Source organism: Microbacterium sp. STRO-2N (assembly GCF_057747775.1).
This window is the reverse complement of the sequence record NZ_CM173223.1, coordinates 3841663-3857919: the sequence shown is the minus strand read 5'-3', so window position 1 is coordinate 3857919 and position 16257 is coordinate 3841663. Positions and strand designations below refer to the sequence as shown.

Below are 16257 nucleotides of genomic sequence, written 5' to 3'. Positions count from 1 at the left end.
CATATCGGCGGCCCTGCGGACCGCATCGATAGGATGGGGTGTAACCGTCCAATAAACGGGGGAGTAGCCCATGCCAGGCATCGTGATCGTCGGAGTCCAGTGGGGAGACGAGGGCAAGGGCAAGGCCACCGATCTGCTCGGTGAGCGCACCGACTGGGTGGTCAAGTTCAACGGCGGCAACAACGCGGGCCACACGGTCGTGATCGGCGACGAGAAGTACGCGCTGCACCTCCTGCCCTCCGGCATCCTGTCCCCCGGCGTGAACGCGGTCATCGGCAACGGCGTCGTCGTCGACCTCGAGGTGCTGTTCGCCGAACTCGAGGCGCTCCACGCGCGCGGCGTCGACACCTCGCGCCTCAAGGTCAGCGCCAACGCGCACCTCATCACGCACTACCACCGCACGCTCGACAAGGTCACCGAGCGCTTCCTCGGCAAGCGCCAGATCGGCACGACCGGCCGCGGCATCGGTCCCGCGTACGCCGACAAGATCAACCGCGTCGGCATCCGCGTGCAGGACCTCTTCGACGAGAACATCCTGCGCCAGAAGGTCGAGGGCGCGCTCGACCAGAAGAACCACCTGCTCGTGAAGGTCTTCAACCGCCGCGCGATCACGTGCGACGAGATCGTCGACGATCTGCTGTCGTACGCCGAGCGCCTGCGGCCGATGGTCGACGACACCGCGCTGCTGCTGAACGACGCACTCGACCGCGGTGATGTCGTGGTGTTCGAGGGCGGCCAGGCGACCATGCTCGACGTCGACCACGGCACGTACCCGTTCGTGACGTCGTCGTCGGCGACCGCGGGCGGCGCGTCGACCGGCTCGGGCGTCGGACCCAACCGCCTCGACCGCATCGTCGGCATCGTGAAGGCGTACACGACCCGCGTCGGCTCGGGCCCGTTCCCGACCGAGCTGTTCGACGAGCAGGGCGAGTGGCTGCGCTCGCGCGGCTTCGAGTTCGGCACCACGACGGGTCGACCGCGCCGTGTCGGCTGGTACGACGCGCCCATCACGCGCTACGCGACCCGCATCAACGGCATCACCGACCTGGTGCTGACCAAGCTCGACATCCTCACCGGGCTCGACCAGATCCCGGTGTGCGTCGCGTACGACGTCGACGGCGTGCGGTTCGACGAGGTCCCGGTGAACCAGTCGGACTTCCACCACGCCAGGCCCATCCTCGAGTACTTCCCCGGCTGGAAGAACGACATCTCGGGTGCCCGCACCTTCGAGGACCTGCCCGTCGAGGCGCAGGACTACGTGCTCGCGCTGGAGAGGATGAGCGGCACGCGCATCTCGGTGATCGGCGTCGGCGCCGCCCGCGATGCCGTCATCGTTCGCCACGACCTCGTCGACTGATGCGCTTCTGGCTGGGCGGGTACACCGCCGACATGGACGGGCACGCGTCGGGGATCGGGATGCTGCTGGCCGGCGCCGCCGACGATGTCCTGGCCGGTGGACCTCTGGGCTACGCCGGCGAGGCCGTCGCCGCGGACTCCCCGTCCTGGCTCGCGCCGCATCCGACCCAGGATGTCGTGTACGCGGCGCTCGAGCACCGGCAGGCGGTGCAGGCGTTCCGCCGCACCGGCGAGACGACGTTCCTCGCCCTCGGCCCGCCGGTACCGGCCGGCGAGGCGGTCTGCCATGTCGCGGTCGCGCCTGACGGCCGCTTCCTCGTGGCGAGCTGCTGGGGCGACGGACGCGTGGTGACAATGGCGCTGGATGGCGCGGGCCGGCCGTCCGCGCCGGTCCTCGCCCCGGCGAGCGCCGACCCGTACGGCCCTGACGCCCCGTCCTCCGGGCAGCCCGACATCGACCTCGTCGCGGCAGCCCGGGCGCTCCGCGAAGCGGCCGGGTCGGAGTACGCGCATCTCGTTCCGGGTCATGACCGCGACGCGGACGACACCTCGCCGGACGAGCCCGACGCTGCGACGGACGCTTCGCGCGCGGCATCCGTCCCCATCCGGCCCTCGCGCGCTCATCAGGCGCTCTTCCTGCCGGGCGGGCTCATCGCGACGACCGACCTCGGCCACGATCTCGTGCGCTTCTGGCGCGCTAGCGACCGCGGGCTCCGGCCCGTGCAGCAGGTCGTGCTGCCGAAGGGCAGCGGCCCGCGGCACATGGTGTGGCACCCGAGCGGGCACCTGTACGTCGTGACCGAGTTGTCGTGCGAGCTGTTCGTGCTCGCGCCCGCGATCGATGGGACGTGGCGCCTCGTGGGCGGAACGCCGCTCGGCGCGGGCACGCTGCCCGACGACGCGGCGGCCGAGCTCGCGATGTCGCGCGACGGCGACTTCGTCTACGCCGGGGTGCGCGGCAGCAACACGATCGCGACCCTGCGTGTGCGTGGCGCGGGCGAGACGGTCGAGTCCGTCGCGCTCGCGGACGCCGGTGTCGATTGGCCGCGCCACCACGCGGTGGTCCGCGACACGCTGCTCGTCGCGGGCCAGCGCTCCGACGAGGTCGCCTCGCTCACGCTCGACCTCCGCACGGGCGTGCCGGGCCGAGTGCGCCACCGCACCGCGGCCCCATCGCCGACCTGCATCCTCCCCGCCCGCTGACGCGCCCGCCGCTGCGGCGGCCGCTCCAACGCTGTCGAGGTCAGAGCTTGGCGTCCTGACGGGGGATGAAGACCTGCTTGATGATGAGGAGGATCGAGGCCGTGACCGGGATCGCGACGAGCGCCCCGAGCAGCCCCAGCAGCGTGCCGCCGACCATCGCGCCGATGACGACGAGCGCTCCGGGCACCGCGATCGCCTTGTTCATCACGCGGGGGGTGAGGACGTACGCCTCGAGCTGCATGTAGACGAGGTAGATGACCGCGAAGATCAGGGCCGGGAGCCAGCCAGTGAACAGCGCGATGAACGTCGCCGTGATCCAGTAGAGCACCGAACCGATGAGCGGGATCAGTGTGATGAGGAACGCGAGCACGCCCATGAGCGCCGGGAACGGCAGCCCGAGGAACAGGTGCAGCAGGAACGCGACGATCGAGTTGCAGAAGGCCAGCACGACCATGCCCATGAGGTAGGCGCCGATCGAGTCGGTGATCTGGTTGGTCATGGCGGTGGCCTTGGGGCGGTTGCGCGCCGGGGCGAACTGGATGAACGCGACCTTCATCGAGGGGAGCCCCGCGAGGAAGTACAGGCTCAACACCAGCACGATGATCAGGCCGGAGATCGCCGTGCCGACCCCGACGGCGAAGTTCAGGACGCCGCCGCCGATCGCGGCGAGGTTCGCGGGGTTGGTGAGGAAGGACTCCACCTGCGACAACATGTCGCCGACCTGGGCGCCGAACGTGCTGCTCAGCCACGCATAGAAGTCCGACGCCTGGAACTGGTCGATGAGGTCGGGGATGTCCCCGATGAACTGGGCGATCTGACGCACCAGCGCGGGCACGACCAGGAGCAGCACCAGCGCGAGCACGACGGCGAAGGCGCCGTACACGATGACGATGGCCCACGGCCGCGAGATCCCGCGCTTGCCGAGGAACCGCACCACCGGATCGAGTCCGAGCGCGGCGAACAGCGCGAAGACGATGTAGATGATGATCGTCGAGAGGTTCCAGAACGCGAGGCCGAGAGCGATGGCGGCCAGGCCACCGAGCGTCACAAGCAGACCGAGCGAGAACGGACTGTTGAGGTTCGCCCAGAAGGTCTTGCCCGCCGGTGCTTCGCCGGTGAACACCGTCGCACCCTCGACGTCGGCGACCGTCGTCTCGGCGTCGTCCGTCAGCGCCGCCCGAGGGTCGTCCGCCCCGTCGTGAGGCCGTTCCGCGCTGAGGGCACTCGCGTCTTGCGTCATGGTGACACTCTAGGGCCAGGGCCATCGTCTGATTTGGGTGAATTCCGGCTCGGGTATCGTCGTGGTGCGAGGAGGACCCATGACCGAGGATCCGCGGACGACGCTCACCCGGCTGCGCAGCAGCATCGACAACATCGACGCCGCGCTGGTGTACCTGCTCGCCGAGCGGTTCAAGGCCACCAAGCAGGTGGGTCATCTGAAGGCGGAGCACGGCATGCCGCCCTCCGACCCGCTCCGTGAGGAGCAGCAGGTCGCACGCCTGCGCAGCCTCGCCGAGCAGGCCGACCTCGACCCCGCCTTCGCCGAGAAGTGGTTCAACTTCATCGTGGCCGAGGTGATCCGCCACCACGAGGTGCTGCGCGACGCCAACGGCTCGGCCGGCTCCCGCTGACCTGGACGACGGATGCCCCGACCCGCGCGCAGTGCGCGGGCCGAGGTATCCGCTTCTCCGTGCCGAAGCCCGAGGCACGGAGGGTCTAGGGCACCGCGCGCCGCAGCGTGAGGTACGAGATGCCGGCGAGGATCGCGCCGAGCAGCAGACCCCACAGCGCGAGCCCGAGCGCGCCCTGGCTGCCGAACCAGGCGAACACGTCGCCCCAGGCCTGCAGCTGACCCACCCAGAACAGGGCGAGGACGAGCAGTGCCGCGATTCCCACGAGAACCGTCGTCAGCGCGACCGAGCCGAAGCGCTTGTAGATCGTGGCGGCCCAGAAGCCGGCGACGAAGAACAGCATCGTGACCGTGAAGAAGAAGACGCCCGCGCCGAGCGGCCCGGCTTCCCAGATCCACGGCAGGTAGAAGAAGTAGCCGTTCATGCCGAATCCGTCCGTGGCCTCCTCGATCAGCCCGCCGACCACGAAGATGAGCGCGAGGATCGCGCCGGTGATCACCGAGGTCAACAGCGTGCCGAGGTAGAACTCGCGGCGCGTGACGCTCATGGCCTGCGAGAACGGGAACGTGAGGGTGAGCGCCTGGACGCCCACGACGCCGAAGTACCACAGTGGTGCCTGCGCACCGCCCCCGTACATCGGTCCCTCGACCCCGGCGTTCATGAGGATCGCGTAGATGGCGAGCGTGATGAGGAACGACCCGCCGAGCACCAGGAGCGGCACCCAGATGTAGGTCTGCCGGTTGATCAGCTGCATGCGGACGACGCTGACGGTGCGGTTCATCGCAGTGCTCCTTCGTCGAGGTCGGCGGTGGTGGTGTCGGCGGTGACGGATGCCGCTCCCGCGGTCTCGGCCGCGTGCTGGGTGGTGCGCACGATGAGCTGCTGCAGCGACACCGGTGCGACATCGAGGCCCGCGGCGGCCAGCCGTGCACGGTCGTCGGCGGTCAGTGCTCCGACCACCGTGACCGACGAGACGCGGCCGAGGCTCTCGCGGTGGATGACCTCGCGACCCTGGATGAACGCGTCGACGGCGGCCGTGTCGCCCACGATGTTCGCCGCACGGCCGCGGACGGCATCCGTCGACTCGTCCATGATCATGCGACCGCGATCGATCACGAGCACGCGCTCGATGAGGTTGGAGACCTCGTCGATCAGATGGCTCGAGAGGATCACGGTGCGCGGGTGCTCGGCGTAGTCCTCGAGCAGCCGATCGTAGAAGATCTGCCGCGCGACGGCGTCGAGGCCGAGGTACGGCTCGTCGAAGAACGTGATCTCGGCCCGCGACGCGAGACCGATGATGACGCCGACCGCCGACAGCTGGCCCCGCGAGAGCTTCTTGATGCGGCGCTTGAGCGGCAGCTGGAACTCGTCGATGAGGCGGTCAGCGAGCTCCTGGTTCCAGTTCGGGAAGAACAGCCGCGCCGTCTCGAACGCGTGGCGCGGGAGCGCATCGTCGGGGTACTTCTGGCTCTCGCGCACGAAGCACATGCGCGAGAGCACCTTGGCGTTCTCATAGGGGTCCATGCCGAACACGCGCACGGCACCGCTCGTGGCGAAGTTCTGCGCCGTGAGGATCGACATGACGGTGGTCTTGCCGGCGCCGTTGCGCCCCAGGAGGCCGTAGATGGTGTCCTTCTCGATGGTGAAGCTCACATCGTCCACCGCGAGTGTCTCGCGGTAGCGCTTCGTGAGGTTCTTCACCTCGATGACGTGGGTCGCGGTCGTCATCGGGGGGTCCCTTCCGTGGTGGTCGCGGTGCGCGCCTCGGCGCGATCGCGGATGAGTGTTGCCAGGTCATCGGGTCCGAGCCCGAGCTTGCGTGCCTCGGCGAGCAGCGGATCGATGAAACGGTCTGTGAAGGCGGAGCGACGCTCGGCGAGCAGCAGGTCGCGCGAGCCGGATGCGACGAACATGCCGATGCCGCGTCGCTTGTAGAGCACGCCTTTGTCGACGAGCATGGCGATTCCCTTCGCAGCGGTGGCGGGGTTGATGCGGTAGAAGGCGGCGAGCTCGTTCGTCGAGGGCGCGCGCGCCTCTTCGGCGAGCGAGCCGTCGACGATGGAGTCCTCCACGCTCTCGGCGATCTGGAGGAACAGCGCCCGGCCTTCTTCAATCACGTCCACTCCGGCTTGCATGGTTACTTACTTGACTAAGTAACCATGCAACACACGGAGCGCCGTCGTCAAGTCCGACCGTGAGCGGACGGGCTCAGATCACGGCAGTCGTCAGTGCGGATTCTTGGGATGGACGACCCGGCCCGGCGCTCCGCGTCCGTCGCCGCGCGACGGAACGGGCCAGGTGCCGGCCGCCTTCGGCGGAGGCGGCGGAGTCGTCCCGGGGCGTTTGGGCGCGGAGGCGGGAAGGGTGACCGGCGCGGACTCCGGTCCCGTCTCGTCGACGGCGGCCGAGGCATCCGTCGCCGTCGACGCGGGCGCGGAAGGCCCGAGCTCGAGCATGACCTTCTTCTCGAGCACCTCGATCGCCTCGTCCGAGACCGAGATGAGCCCGTCGAGCTCCTCGCGGACGCGCCGGTAGGCGAGCTGGCGCTCGGCCGGGGTCGCGGCCTCGTCGACGGCCACGGTCAGCAGCTGCTTCGCGGTCTCGAGGCGCTTGCGCTCGGCTTCGGTGAAGCTCGAGTCGCGCAAGCGCCGCGCATCGCGCTCGGCCACGTCGAACGCGACCTCGAAGTCGGCGACCGCATTGCGGTACTCGGTGAGCTGCTCCTTGGTGATGCGGGCCTTCACCGAGGCAGGGCGGAGCCCGTCGGCGATGCGCTTGGCGCGCAGGAACGCGGCGGTGAGCGGCTGGCGGCCGTCGCTCATTGCCGGGAACGCGATGATCTTCGCGACATCGAGCTCGTACTCGAGCCACCGCGCGGTCACGGCGTCATGCGTCGCGAAGAGGCGCTCGAGCTGCGTGGCCTGCGTCTCGCGGGCCGCGGACTCGGCCGGTGCACCGACCGTCGTCGCGGTCGCACCCGTGACGGGAGGGAGGGATGCCGCGGCCACTGGCTTGCCGCGCGCCGCCGCCTGGGCCGCCTTGAGCTCGGCCTTCGCGTGGAGCACTTCGAGGCGCCGCTTGTGGCGGCGGCGGGCGCTCTGCTCCCACGCGCTGCCGACCCACCCGACGACTCCGAGGGCCGGGAAGATCACCCACCAGTTGTCGCCGAGCCAGTTGAAGAACGGTGAGAGCGACTCGAAGATCTGCTCCACCCTGTCATGCTAGCCGTCAGGGCCCCGCGCGCGACCGGCTCAGGGCGCCCTGTCAGGGGGAACCTCGCCGCCGCGGGCGGCGGGTGGCCTCGCGAGCAGCTCCGGCAGACGGCCGGCGAGGTCGGCGAGCGCCGCCGCCGCAGCGGTCACGTTCGCAGCCGCCGTCGCAGCGGCGGCGGCGGCCGCGGCGGCGGGCGAGCCCGGCAGCGGTGCCGCGCCAGGAACGCCCGCCTGTCGCTCGGCTTCGGTGAGCGCCGCCTCGAGCGCCTGCACCGCCGCGCGGTACTCGGCGTACTGCTGCGGCGTCACGCGGTCGCGCAGCATCGGGCGCCGGGCGAGCGCTTCGCGCTGCGCGCGCAGGAACACGACGGTCGACGGATGCCGGGCGTCGGTCAGCTGCGGAAACGCCAGAGCCTTGTCGACATCGGTCTCGTACGCCAGCCACCGCGCGTTGACGGCGTCGTGCGCGGCATACAGGCGGTCGATCGGCAGCGGGTCGCGCGACGACGAGACGACGTACTGGGCGCGCACGGCCTTCACGCGGGAGCGCGTCGCGCGCACGGCGAGCGACGCGGACCTCTCGGACTGTTTCGCGGACTGGAGCGCGTGCCGGGCACCCGCGGCCTGGGACGCCGTGCCGTGCGCCTTGGCCGCGAGCACATCGGCGTGAGCGGAGCGCACCCGCGCCTTCGCCGCGACGAGCTCGCGGTAGGCGTGCGACTCCTCGTGGCGGGCGGCGTCGAGCTCGAGCCGCCGGGCGCGGCGGTTGCGGGTCGTCAATCCGGCGTACGACACGGCTCCGACGCCGACGGCGGCCGGTGCGACCCACCACCAGCTCGACACGATGAGCAGGATCGGCTCCACACCGACATGCTAACCGCGCGCGTCGACCCGCCGGCAGGGAGTCTGCTGGGCGACTGACGCGTGCGGTGCGCAGGAGAAGGACGCTGCTGCAGGACGAACTCCGCGAATCCGTCCTGCGGAGCGCGGTTCCTCCTGCGGAGCGACCGGCGGCGACGCGGGGGTCAGTGCGAGCCGATGTCCATCGTGCCGCCGTGCCGGCGACGGTCGGCGGCCTCGTACACCGGGTTCCCCGGGGCGTCGGCAGATCCGTCCGGCCGAGCCTGGCGGGTGTCGTAGCTCTCCCGCGGCGGAGAGAAGAAGTGCTTGATCCGCGTCCACACCGACTGTTTCTGGGCCATGAGGTCCTCCTGGCCCGAACCTATCGTGCCCGGGCGCTGCGCGACAGCCGCGCCGCGGCATCCGTCGTCAGCCGAAGAGCAGAGCGAAGACCGTTGCGCCGCCGCCGACGAGGATCAGGGCGACGATCGTCACCCACGCGATGACCTTGACACGGCGCTGCCGGGTGTCGTTGAAACCGCTGTACTCTTCGTCGTCCGCCGCCATGCGTCCCATCCTAGAACCGGTGAAAGTGCGGTCAGGCGACGGGCTCGGCGACGGTCGCGCCGAAGGCCGCCGGAAGCGTCGAGGTCGACAGGTCGCGCAGCTCGGAGAGCGGCACGGTGAACAGTCCCTGCACCTCGAGCGCCGGGTCGTCCCCGTCGCCGGCGGAGTCGGTCACGCCGATCCGCAGCACGGGGTAGCCCCGGCCCTCGCACAGACCGCGGAACTTGACGTCGTCCTCGCGCGGCACCGAGACGATGACGCGGCCCGTGGACTCCGAGAAGAGGGCGGTCGCGGCATCCACCCCGTCCCGCTCGATGATCTCGTCGAGCCATACCCGCGCGCCGACGCCGAAGCGCATGACGGCCTCGGCGAGGGCCTGTGCCAGTCCGCCCGCCGACAGGTCGTGCGCCGACGAAACGAGCGACTGCTGGCCGGCGGCGTGCAGCAGCTCGGCGAGCTTCTTCTCCTGCGCGAGGTCGACGGCCGGCGGGCGTCCGCCGAGGTGGCCGTGGATCGTGCCGGCCCACTGCGAGCCCGAGAGCTCGGTCGCGGTGACGCCGAGCAGGTAGATGTTCTCGCCGGCGTCCTGCCAGCCCGACGGGATGCGGCGGGCGACGTCGTCGATGATGCCGAGCACGCCGACGACCGGCGTCGGGAAGATCGGCTGGTCGCCGGTCTGGTTGTAGAACGAGACGTTGCCGCCGGTGACGGGGATGCCGAGCTCGAGGCATCCGTCCGACAGCCCTTCGACGGCCTGCGAGAACTGCCACATCACCTCGGGGTTCTCGGGGCTGCCGAAGTTGAGGCAGTCCGTCACCGCGGTCGGCACGGCGCCCGTGACGGCGACGTTGCGGTAGGCCTCGGCGAGCGCGAGCTTCGCGCCCTGGGCGGGGTCGAGCTGGCAGTACCGCCCGTTGCAGTCGGTCGCGATCGCGAAGCCGAGCCCTGAGTGCTCGTCGACGCGGATCATGCCGGCGTCGTCGGGGAACGACAGCGCCGTGTTGCCCATGACGTAGTAGTCGTACTGGTTCGTCACCCACGACGTGTCGGCGAGGTTCGGGCTCGCCACGAGCTGGGTGAACTGGCGGCGCAGCGTGTCGGGGTCGAGATCGCGGGGGAGAGCGGATGCCGAGTCCTCGCGCAGCGCGTCGATCCAGGTCGGGTAGGCCACGGGCCGCTCGTACACCGGGCCGTCGACCGCCACGGTCGAGGGGTCGACGTCGACGATCTGCTCGCCGTGCCAGAAGATCTGCAGGCGTCCGTCGCCGGTGACCTCGCCGAGCACGCTCGTCTCGACATCCCACTTCTTCGTCACCTCGAGGAACGCATCGAGCTTCTCGGGCGCGACGATCGCCATCATGCGCTCCTGGCTCTCGCTCATGAGGATCTCCTCAGGCGTGAGCGTGGGGTCGCGCAGCAGCACCTTCTCGAGGTCGACGCGCATGCCCGAGCCGCCGTTGGCCGCGAGCTCGGAGGTGGCGCACGAGATGCCGGCGGCGCCGAGGTCCTGGATCGCCTCGACCAGCTCGCCCTGGTACAGCTCGAGGCAGCACTCGATGAGCACCTTCTCGGCGAACGGGTCGCCGACCTGCACGGCGGGGCGCTTGGTGGGACCGCCGTCGGCGAACGTGTCGGACGCGAGGATCGATGCGCCGCCGATGCCGTCGCCGCCGGTGCGGGCGCCGAACAGCACGACCTTGTTGCCCGCCCCGGACGCGTTCGCGAGCTTGAGGTCCTCGTGGCGGAGCACGCCGACCGCGAGGGCGTTGACCAGCGGGTTGCCCTGGTAGACCGCGTCGAACACCGTCTCGCCGCCGATGTTCGGGAGGCCTAGGCAGTTGCCGTAGAACGAGATGCCGCTCACGACGCCGTGCACCACGCGGGCGGTGTCGGGATTGTCGATGGCGCCGAAGCGCAGCTGGTCCATGACGGCGACCGGGCGTGCGCCCATGGAGATGATGTCGCGCACGATGCCGCCGACGCCGGTCGCGGCGCCCTGGAACGGCTCGATGTAGCTGGGGTGGTTGTGCGACTCGACCTTGAAGGTGACCGCCCAGCCCTCGCCGATGTCGACGACGCCGGCGTTCTGGCCGATGCCGACCATGAGCCGTTCCTTCATCTCGTCCGAGACCTTCTGCCCGAACTGGCGCAGGTAGATCTTGGAGGACTTGTAGGAGCAGTGCTCCGACCACATCACCGAGTACATCGCCAGCTCGCCCGACGTGGGGCGGCGGCCGAGGATCTCGCGGATGCGCTCGTACTCGTCGGGCTTGAGGCCCAGCGCCGCGTACGGCTGCTCCTTCTCGGGCGTGGCCTCGGCGTTCGAGACGGTGTCGGCCAGGGCCTTCGAAGAGGGGGTGGTCACGCGGCTCAGCTCCAGGAATTCGGGGGATGCCGGACCCGACCAGTCTAGTTCGGCCGCGGCATCCGTCGGGGCCGGTGAGACGACCCGGCCGGCTCGGCCGCCCAGATCGCGAGCTCGACGCGGTTGCGGGCGCCGAGCTTCGACATCAGGCTGCCGAGATGCGTCTTCACCGTGCTCAGGGAGATGTGCAGCTCGCGCCCGATCTCGGCGTTGCCGAGTCCGCGGGCGACCGCGGCGAGCACCTCCTCCTCACGGTCGGTCAGCGGCGACGTCGGCTCTCGCCGCGGTGTGCGAGCCGACCCGGCGAACGCCTCGATCAGCCGGACGGTGATGTTCGGATCGATGAGCGCGTCGCCCCGGGCGGCGGCGTGCACGGCCTCGCGGAGCAGTACCGGGCCCGCGTTCTTGAGCAGGAACCCCCGCGCCCCCGAGCGCAGCGCCTCGTACACGTACTCGTCGAGGTCGAACGTCGTGATCACCACGACCGGGATCGGGTCGGCCACGTCGGGGCCGGCGACCGCGCGCGTCGCCGCGAGACCGTCGGCCCGCGGCATCCGGATGTCGAACAGGCAGACGTCGGGCCGGAGCTCCCGCGCCAGCGCGACCGCGCGCTCGCCGTCGGCGGCCTCGCCCACGACCTCGATGTCGGGCTGCGCGTCGAGGATCGCGCGGAGGCCCGCGCGCACCAGGTCCTGGTCGTCGGCGATGAGCACGCGCACGGTCATCGCCTGCCTCCCGTCGTCGGCAGCTCGGCGGTGACCGTCCAGCCGCCGTCCGGTGCGGGCCCCGCCGTGCACGTGCCGCCGAGCATCGTCGCACGCTCGACCATGCCGGCGATGCCGAAGCCGGGACGAACGGATGCCGTGGCCTCGCCGTCGTCGCGCACCTCGAGGCGCACCGTGTCGGAGTCGGCGCGGACGGCGACCTCGACGAGCGTCGCCTGGTGCGCGTGGCGGCGCGCGTTCGTGACGGACTCCTGCGCGATCCGGAACACGGCGGCGCCGATCGAAGACGGCAGCCCACCGGTGTCGCCCGTGACCGTCACCCGCACGGCAGGGGGTCCGGCGGCCGCCAGCCGATCGAGCTCGGCGATGCCGGCCGACGGCGCGCGGTCGGCCTCGCCGGGCTGACGCAGCACGCGCACCATCGACCGCATCTCGGTCAGGGTGCGCGCCGCCTCTTCCTCGATGACGCGGAGCGCCTGGGTCGCGGCATCCGGATCATCCGCGCCGAGCACCGTGCCGGCCTGAGCCTGGATGGCGATCGCCGAGACGTGGTGGGCCACCGTGTCGTGCAGCTCCCGGGCGAGCTCCGCGCGTTCGAGCAGCCGGACCCGGTCGAGCTCCCGAGCGCGCACCGCGGCACGCCAGCGCAGTGCCGCGGCGACGCTGCACACGCTCACGACGACCGCGATGCTGCCGATGACGTCGCCCGGTGTCGAAGGGCCGAGCCATGAGACGACCCAGCCGACCACGACGACGACGCCGGCGCCCGCCATCGCGCGCCCGCTGCCCCACCGCATCGCGGCGTAGAGCAGCACGATGACGTACGCGGTCGTATAGAGCTGAGGGTCGGCGCCTGCGAACAGTCCTGCCACCGAGGTCACGGCGAAGGCGATCGCGAGCATCGTGAAGGGCCGCGTGCGGCGCCACAGCAGCGTCGGCAGCAGCACCACGAGCACCGCGGCCCACGCCCACCGCGCCGGCACCTCGGGGCGAAGCGTTGCCTCGACGACGATGAGCGGCGCCAGCACGCCGACCAGCACCCAGTCGCGCCACACCCGGGCGGGCGGCGCGGGCACAGCAGCGGGAGTGTTCCACAGCGCCCGCACGGGGCTCGTCATGCCCTCATGATAGGCGGGCACCGACGGGCCCCGTCGCGCGCTGCGCCGCGCGCAGCGGGTGCCGTGCCCGGCGCGCCCGCCGCCGGATGACGACCTCCGCCACGGCGAGGTTGACCGCCCAGCCGAGTCCCATGAGCAGCGTGTTCGCCAATTCGTCGGGCGGACCGACGAGCGCCGCCCACGGCGCCAGCGTGAGCACCTGCGTGCCGGCACCGAGCCCGATCGCGTACGCCCGGGTCATCCATGCGCTGTGCGTCGGCACGTCGTGGCGGCGGATCGCGACGATGGCGAGCAGGATGCCGGCGCCCATCGCCGCGCCGAGCACGAGGCGCATCAGCATGAGCGCGACGCCGCTGTTCGCGGGCAGGTCGTAGGCGACCGCCATCCACATCCCCGAGAGCGCCGAGATGATGCCGGCCGGCACGAGCACCCGCCCGGAGATCCGGTGCCAGCGCCGGCGGCGCAGCGACGGAGCGAACTGGAGAGCCCCGAGCAGCAGGAACACGGACGAACCGACGATGTGCGCGACGACGGGCACCGGCGAGTCGAAGAAGCGGGCGTTGTCGGCGGTCACCGCGGCGCCGGTCGACAGCTGCGTCAGGCGTGACGCGCCCGCGAGCATCGGAACGAGCGACAGTGCGATGAGCCCGGCGGGGGCGAGCCACTCGCGTCGAGCGCGTCCGGCGGTTGATGCGGTCATGCCCTCGATGCTTCCGTCCCGGCGACGGCGCGGCATCGGCCGAGAGGCCCGAGCTCCCTCGGCCGAACGGCCGATCTCTCTGGAATCGACTGTTGACACAGGGCCGCGGCATCCGTAATCTACAACCAAATGGTTGTACGAACGGAACTCAGTGATGACCAGATCGACCGCGTGTTCCATGCGCTCGCGGCGGCGACGCGACGCGACATCCTTCGCCGCACGATCGAGGGCGAGCACTCGGTGTCGGCCCTGGCACGCGACTACGACATGTCGTTCGCCGCGGTGCAGAAGCATGTCGCGGTGCTCGAGGAGGCCGGTCTCATCATCAAGCGCGCCGAAGGGCGCGAACGTCTCGTCCGGGCGGATCCCGCGATGATCGCCCGGGCCCGCGCGCTGCTCGCGCGCTACGAGGAGCTGTGGCGGTCGCGCATCGACCGGCTCGACGCCCTGCTCGCCGAGCCGCGGACGGCGGGTGCGGCATCCGCCGACGCGGCCGATCGGCCCGCCACCGGCAAGAACCAGACACGCAAGAACACCGAACAAGGAGAATGACGATGCCCGTCACCGATGTCACCACCGACCCCGAAGCGCTCACCCTGACGCTCACGGCCGACTTCGCGGCTCCCGTCGAGCGACTTTGGGAGGCCTTCACCGACCCCCGCCAGCTCGAGCGGTTCTGGGGACCTCCCGGCTGGCCCGCGACGTTCACCTCGTTCGACTTCGAGCCCGGCGGCCGCGCGACCTATTACATGACCGGCCCACGCGGTGAGAAGTCGGGCGGGTCGTGGGAGTTCCTCTCGATCGACGCGCCGCGAGGCTTCGAGGTGCTCGATGCGTTCGCCGACGAGAGCGGCACGCCGATCCCCGACATGCCGGTCTCACGCATGGTCTTCAGCTTCGACAGCACCGCCACCGGCTCGCAGCTGCGCAACACCACCCACTTCACGACCGCCGACGCCCTCGAGCAGGTCGTCGCGATGGGCATGATCGAGGGCGCCACGATGGCCATGAGCCAGCTCGACCGCGTGCTCGAGGGCCTGCGCGCCTACGCGCAGGGCAAGGGCACGCAGACCGAGATCCTCGACGACACGCACGTGCGCATCACGCGGCTGATCGAAGGACCGATCGACCTCGTGTGGCGCGCCCACCACGATCCCGAGCTGCTGAAGAAGTGGATGCTCGGGCCCGATGGCTGGAGCCTCGTCGAGTGCGAGGTGGCTCCGACGGTCGGCGCGACCTACCGCTACGTGTGGGAGCCCGGCGAGGGAGTCGACGGCGAGCGCTTCGGCTTCGACGGCGAGACGCTGCTCGTCGACGCGCCGCGACGGGCGGTCACGACCGAGCACATGACGGGCACCGACTACCCGTCGACGCTCAACGACCTGAACCTCTTCGAGGAGGACGGCGCCACCCTCATCACGCTCCTCATCGAGTACCCCGACAAGGAGACGCGCGACATCGTGCTTGCCACGGGCATGACCGAGGGCATGGAGTCGAGCTACGCACGCCTCGAGGGCGTGCTCACGGCCGTCTGAGCCGCACTGCCCTGAAGATCCGGATGCCTCGAGGCGAGGCATCCGGATCTTCGTCCGTATTGTGGACCCGTGGACTTCTCCTTCGCCTTCACGCCCGATCTGATCGCCGTCTTCCTGACGCTGTTCGTCCTGGAAGTCGTGCTGGGCGTCGACAACGTCATCTTCATCTCGATCCTCGCGTCGAAGCTCCCCAAGGAGCAGCAGGCGAAGGCCCGCAACCTGGGCCTGACGCTCGCGATGGTGATCCGAGTGATCCTGGTGCTCTTCGCGGGGTGGATCATCACGCTCAAGGAGGACGTCTTCTTCATCGGCGAGATGGGCTTCTCGTGGAAGGACCTCATCCTCATCGCCGGTGGACTGTTCCTGGTCTACAAGGCCGTGACGGAGATCCACCACAAGCTCGAGGGCGCCGAGGAGGAGCACGGCGGCGCCGGCCGCAAGGCCGTAACGTTCGGATCGGTGATCGCCCAGATCCTCGCGCTCGACATCGTCTTCTCGCTCGACTCGGTCATCACGGCGGTCGGCATGACCGAGAACCTCGTGGTCATCATCACCGTCGTGGTGCTGTCGTTCGGCATCATGCTCTTCGCCGCGCGCTTCATCTTCGCCTTCGTCAACAAGCACCCCACGGTGAAGATGCTGGCGCTGTCGTTCCTGCTGCTGATCGGTGTGTTCCTGGTGGCCGAGGGCTTCGGCTTCCACATCGACAAGGCGTTCATCTACGGTCCGATGGCGTTCGCGATCTTCGTCGAGGCGCTCAACCTGATGTACGCGGCGCGCAAGGCCCGGCGCGAGCACAAGCGGCAGACGGCGGTGCAGCTGCGCCCCCAATACCCCGACGTCGACGAGTCCGTGGCGGTGGCCGCCGCGCTCTCGAAGGACCCGCACGCCGGATCGGTCGGCCTGTCGAGCAAGCCGGTCGTGGGGGATGCCGCACCCGTCCCGGACGAGGAGCGTCAGGGCCTCGGCTGATCGCGGCCGCGTGCGGTACTCCTGAGATCCGGC

At 70.4% G+C, this 16257-nt stretch carries 18 protein-coding genes; 6 read left to right on the top strand and 12 right to left on the bottom strand.

The window, feature by feature from the left end:
• The first annotated feature begins 70 nt into the window (after positions 1-70).
• A complete protein-coding gene (locus AC3ANN_RS17735) occupies positions 71-1357 on the top strand; it encodes an adenylosuccinate synthase (protein ID WP_488338699.1) in 1287 nt (428 codons plus the stop codon).
• Complete coding sequence (locus AC3ANN_RS17730; protein ID WP_488338698.1) at positions 1357-2559, top strand: lactonase family protein; 1203 nt, start codon at positions 1357-1359, stop codon at positions 2557-2559. Before AC3ANN_RS17735 ends, AC3ANN_RS17730 begins: the two co-directional genes overlap by 1 nt.
• 40 nt (positions 2560-2599) lie before the next feature.
• On the opposite strand, the gene AC3ANN_RS17725 is transcribed toward AC3ANN_RS17730, so the two are convergent.
• The gene (locus tag AC3ANN_RS17725) at positions 2600-3799 is read right to left on the bottom strand and encodes an AI-2E family transporter (protein WP_488338697.1); all 1200 of its coding nucleotides are present in this window, start codon (positions 3797-3799) and stop codon (positions 2600-2602) included.
• A 79-nt stretch (positions 3800-3878) separates the two neighbouring features.
• Between AC3ANN_RS17725 and AC3ANN_RS17720 the strand changes: the two genes are divergently transcribed.
• On the top strand, positions 3879-4190 hold the full coding sequence (locus AC3ANN_RS17720) for a chorismate mutase (RefSeq protein ID WP_488338696.1): 312 nt from the start codon (positions 3879-3881) through the stop codon (positions 4188-4190).
• 85 nt (positions 4191-4275) lie between these two features.
• On the opposite strand, the gene AC3ANN_RS17715 is transcribed toward AC3ANN_RS17720, so the two are convergent.
• From AC3ANN_RS17715 to AC3ANN_RS17665, 11 genes are all read right to left on the bottom strand, one after another.
• Positions 4276-4971, bottom strand: coding sequence for a hypothetical protein (locus AC3ANN_RS17715; RefSeq protein WP_488338695.1), 696 nt, complete (start codon positions 4969-4971; stop codon positions 4276-4278).
• Positions 4968-5918, bottom strand: a complete 951-nt coding sequence (locus AC3ANN_RS17710; protein WP_488338694.1) for an ABC transporter ATP-binding protein — start codon at positions 5916-5918, stop codon at positions 4968-4970. The genes AC3ANN_RS17715 and AC3ANN_RS17710 overlap by 4 nt, the downstream gene beginning before the upstream one ends.
• The gene (locus AC3ANN_RS17705) at positions 5915-6307 is read right to left on the bottom strand and encodes a GntR family transcriptional regulator (protein ID WP_488338693.1); all 393 of its coding nucleotides are present in this window, start codon (positions 6305-6307) and stop codon (positions 5915-5917) included. The genes AC3ANN_RS17710 and AC3ANN_RS17705 overlap by 4 nt, the downstream gene beginning before the upstream one ends.
• A 108-nt stretch (positions 6308-6415) precedes the next feature.
• Positions 6416-7402, bottom strand: a complete 987-nt coding sequence (locus AC3ANN_RS17700; protein WP_488338692.1) for a hypothetical protein — start codon at positions 7400-7402, stop codon at positions 6416-6418.
• A 39-nt stretch (positions 7403-7441) separates the two neighbouring features.
• Complete coding sequence (locus AC3ANN_RS17695; protein WP_488338691.1) at positions 7442-8266, bottom strand: hypothetical protein; 825 nt, start codon at positions 8264-8266, stop codon at positions 7442-7444.
• Between the two features lie 161 nt (positions 8267-8427).
• Positions 8428-8604: a hypothetical protein gene (locus AC3ANN_RS17690; protein WP_488338690.1), complete on the bottom strand. Its 177-nt coding sequence runs from the start codon at positions 8602-8604 to the stop codon at positions 8428-8430.
• A gap of 67 nt (positions 8605-8671) precedes the next feature.
• Positions 8672-8809: a hypothetical protein gene (locus AC3ANN_RS17685; protein ID WP_488338689.1), complete on the bottom strand. Its 138-nt coding sequence runs from the start codon at positions 8807-8809 to the stop codon at positions 8672-8674.
• Positions 8810-8840: 31 nt separating this feature from the next.
• The gene (gene purL / locus AC3ANN_RS17680; protein WP_488338688.1) at positions 8841-11174 is read right to left on the bottom strand and encodes a phosphoribosylformylglycinamidine synthase subunit PurL; all 2334 of its coding nucleotides are present in this window, start codon (positions 11172-11174) and stop codon (positions 8841-8843) included.
• Between the two features lie 44 nt (positions 11175-11218).
• A complete protein-coding gene (locus AC3ANN_RS17675) occupies positions 11219-11899 on the bottom strand; it encodes a response regulator (protein ID WP_488338687.1) in 681 nt (226 codons plus the stop codon).
• A complete protein-coding gene (locus AC3ANN_RS17670) occupies positions 11896-13017 on the bottom strand; it encodes a sensor histidine kinase (RefSeq protein WP_488338686.1) in 1122 nt (373 codons plus the stop codon). Before AC3ANN_RS17670 ends, AC3ANN_RS17675 begins: the two co-directional genes overlap by 4 nt.
• 4 nt (positions 13018-13021) lie before the next feature.
• Positions 13022-13717, bottom strand: a complete 696-nt coding sequence (locus AC3ANN_RS17665) for a DUF2306 domain-containing protein (RefSeq protein ID WP_488338685.1) — start codon at positions 13715-13717, stop codon at positions 13022-13024.
• Between the two features lie 129 nt (positions 13718-13846).
• Here AC3ANN_RS17665 and AC3ANN_RS17660 point away from each other — a divergent pair, with 129 nt between their 5' ends.
• The 3 genes from AC3ANN_RS17660 (at position 13847) to AC3ANN_RS17650 (ending at position 16224) form a co-directional block, all read left to right on the top strand.
• On the top strand, positions 13847-14269 hold the full coding sequence (locus AC3ANN_RS17660; RefSeq protein ID WP_488338684.1) for an ArsR/SmtB family transcription factor: 423 nt from the start codon (positions 13847-13849) through the stop codon (positions 14267-14269).
• Positions 14270-14271: 2 nt separating this feature from the next.
• A complete protein-coding gene (locus AC3ANN_RS17655; protein WP_488338683.1) occupies positions 14272-15252 on the top strand; it encodes an SRPBCC family protein in 981 nt (326 codons plus the stop codon).
• Between the two features lie 69 nt (positions 15253-15321).
• Positions 15322-16224 (top strand): TerC family protein, encoded by a 903-nt coding sequence (locus tag AC3ANN_RS17650; protein WP_488338682.1) that lies wholly within the window; start codon positions 15322-15324, stop codon positions 16222-16224.
• Positions 16225-16257 lie beyond the last annotated feature (33 nt).

Coding starts and splice junctions, on each gene's coding strand:
- AC3ANN_RS17655 (WP_488338683.1), top strand. CDS start 14,272: ATGCCCGTCACCGATGTCACCACCGACCCCGAAGCGCTCACCCTGACG.
- AC3ANN_RS17715 (WP_488338695.1), bottom strand. CDS start 4,971: ATGAACCGCACCGTCAGCGTCGTCCGCATGCAGCTGATCAACCGGCAG.
- AC3ANN_RS17665 (WP_488338685.1), bottom strand. CDS start 13,717: ATGACCGCATCAACCGCCGGACGCGCTCGACGCGAGTGGCTCGCCCCC.
- AC3ANN_RS17690 (WP_488338690.1), bottom strand. CDS start 8,604: ATGGCCCAGAAACAGTCGGTGTGGACGCGGATCAAGCACTTCTTCTCT.
- AC3ANN_RS17670 (WP_488338686.1), bottom strand. CDS start 13,017: ATGACGAGCCCCGTGCGGGCGCTGTGGAACACTCCCGCTGCTGTGCCC.
- AC3ANN_RS17735 (WP_488338699.1), top strand. CDS start 71: ATGCCAGGCATCGTGATCGTCGGAGTCCAGTGGGGAGACGAGGGCAAG.
- AC3ANN_RS17685 (WP_488338689.1), bottom strand. CDS start 8,809: ATGGCGGCGGACGACGAAGAGTACAGCGGTTTCAACGACACCCGGCAG.
- AC3ANN_RS17710 (WP_488338694.1), bottom strand. CDS start 5,918: ATGACGACCGCGACCCACGTCATCGAGGTGAAGAACCTCACGAAGCGC.
- AC3ANN_RS17725 (WP_488338697.1), bottom strand. CDS start 3,799: ATGACGCAAGACGCGAGTGCCCTCAGCGCGGAACGGCCTCACGACGGG.
- AC3ANN_RS17675 (WP_488338687.1), bottom strand. CDS start 11,899: ATGACCGTGCGCGTGCTCATCGCCGACGACCAGGACCTGGTGCGCGCG.
- AC3ANN_RS17730 (WP_488338698.1), top strand. CDS start 1,357: ATGCGCTTCTGGCTGGGCGGGTACACCGCCGACATGGACGGGCACGCG.
- AC3ANN_RS17720 (WP_488338696.1), top strand. CDS start 3,879: ATGACCGAGGATCCGCGGACGACGCTCACCCGGCTGCGCAGCAGCATC.
- AC3ANN_RS17660 (WP_488338684.1), top strand. CDS start 13,847: ATGGTTGTACGAACGGAACTCAGTGATGACCAGATCGACCGCGTGTTC.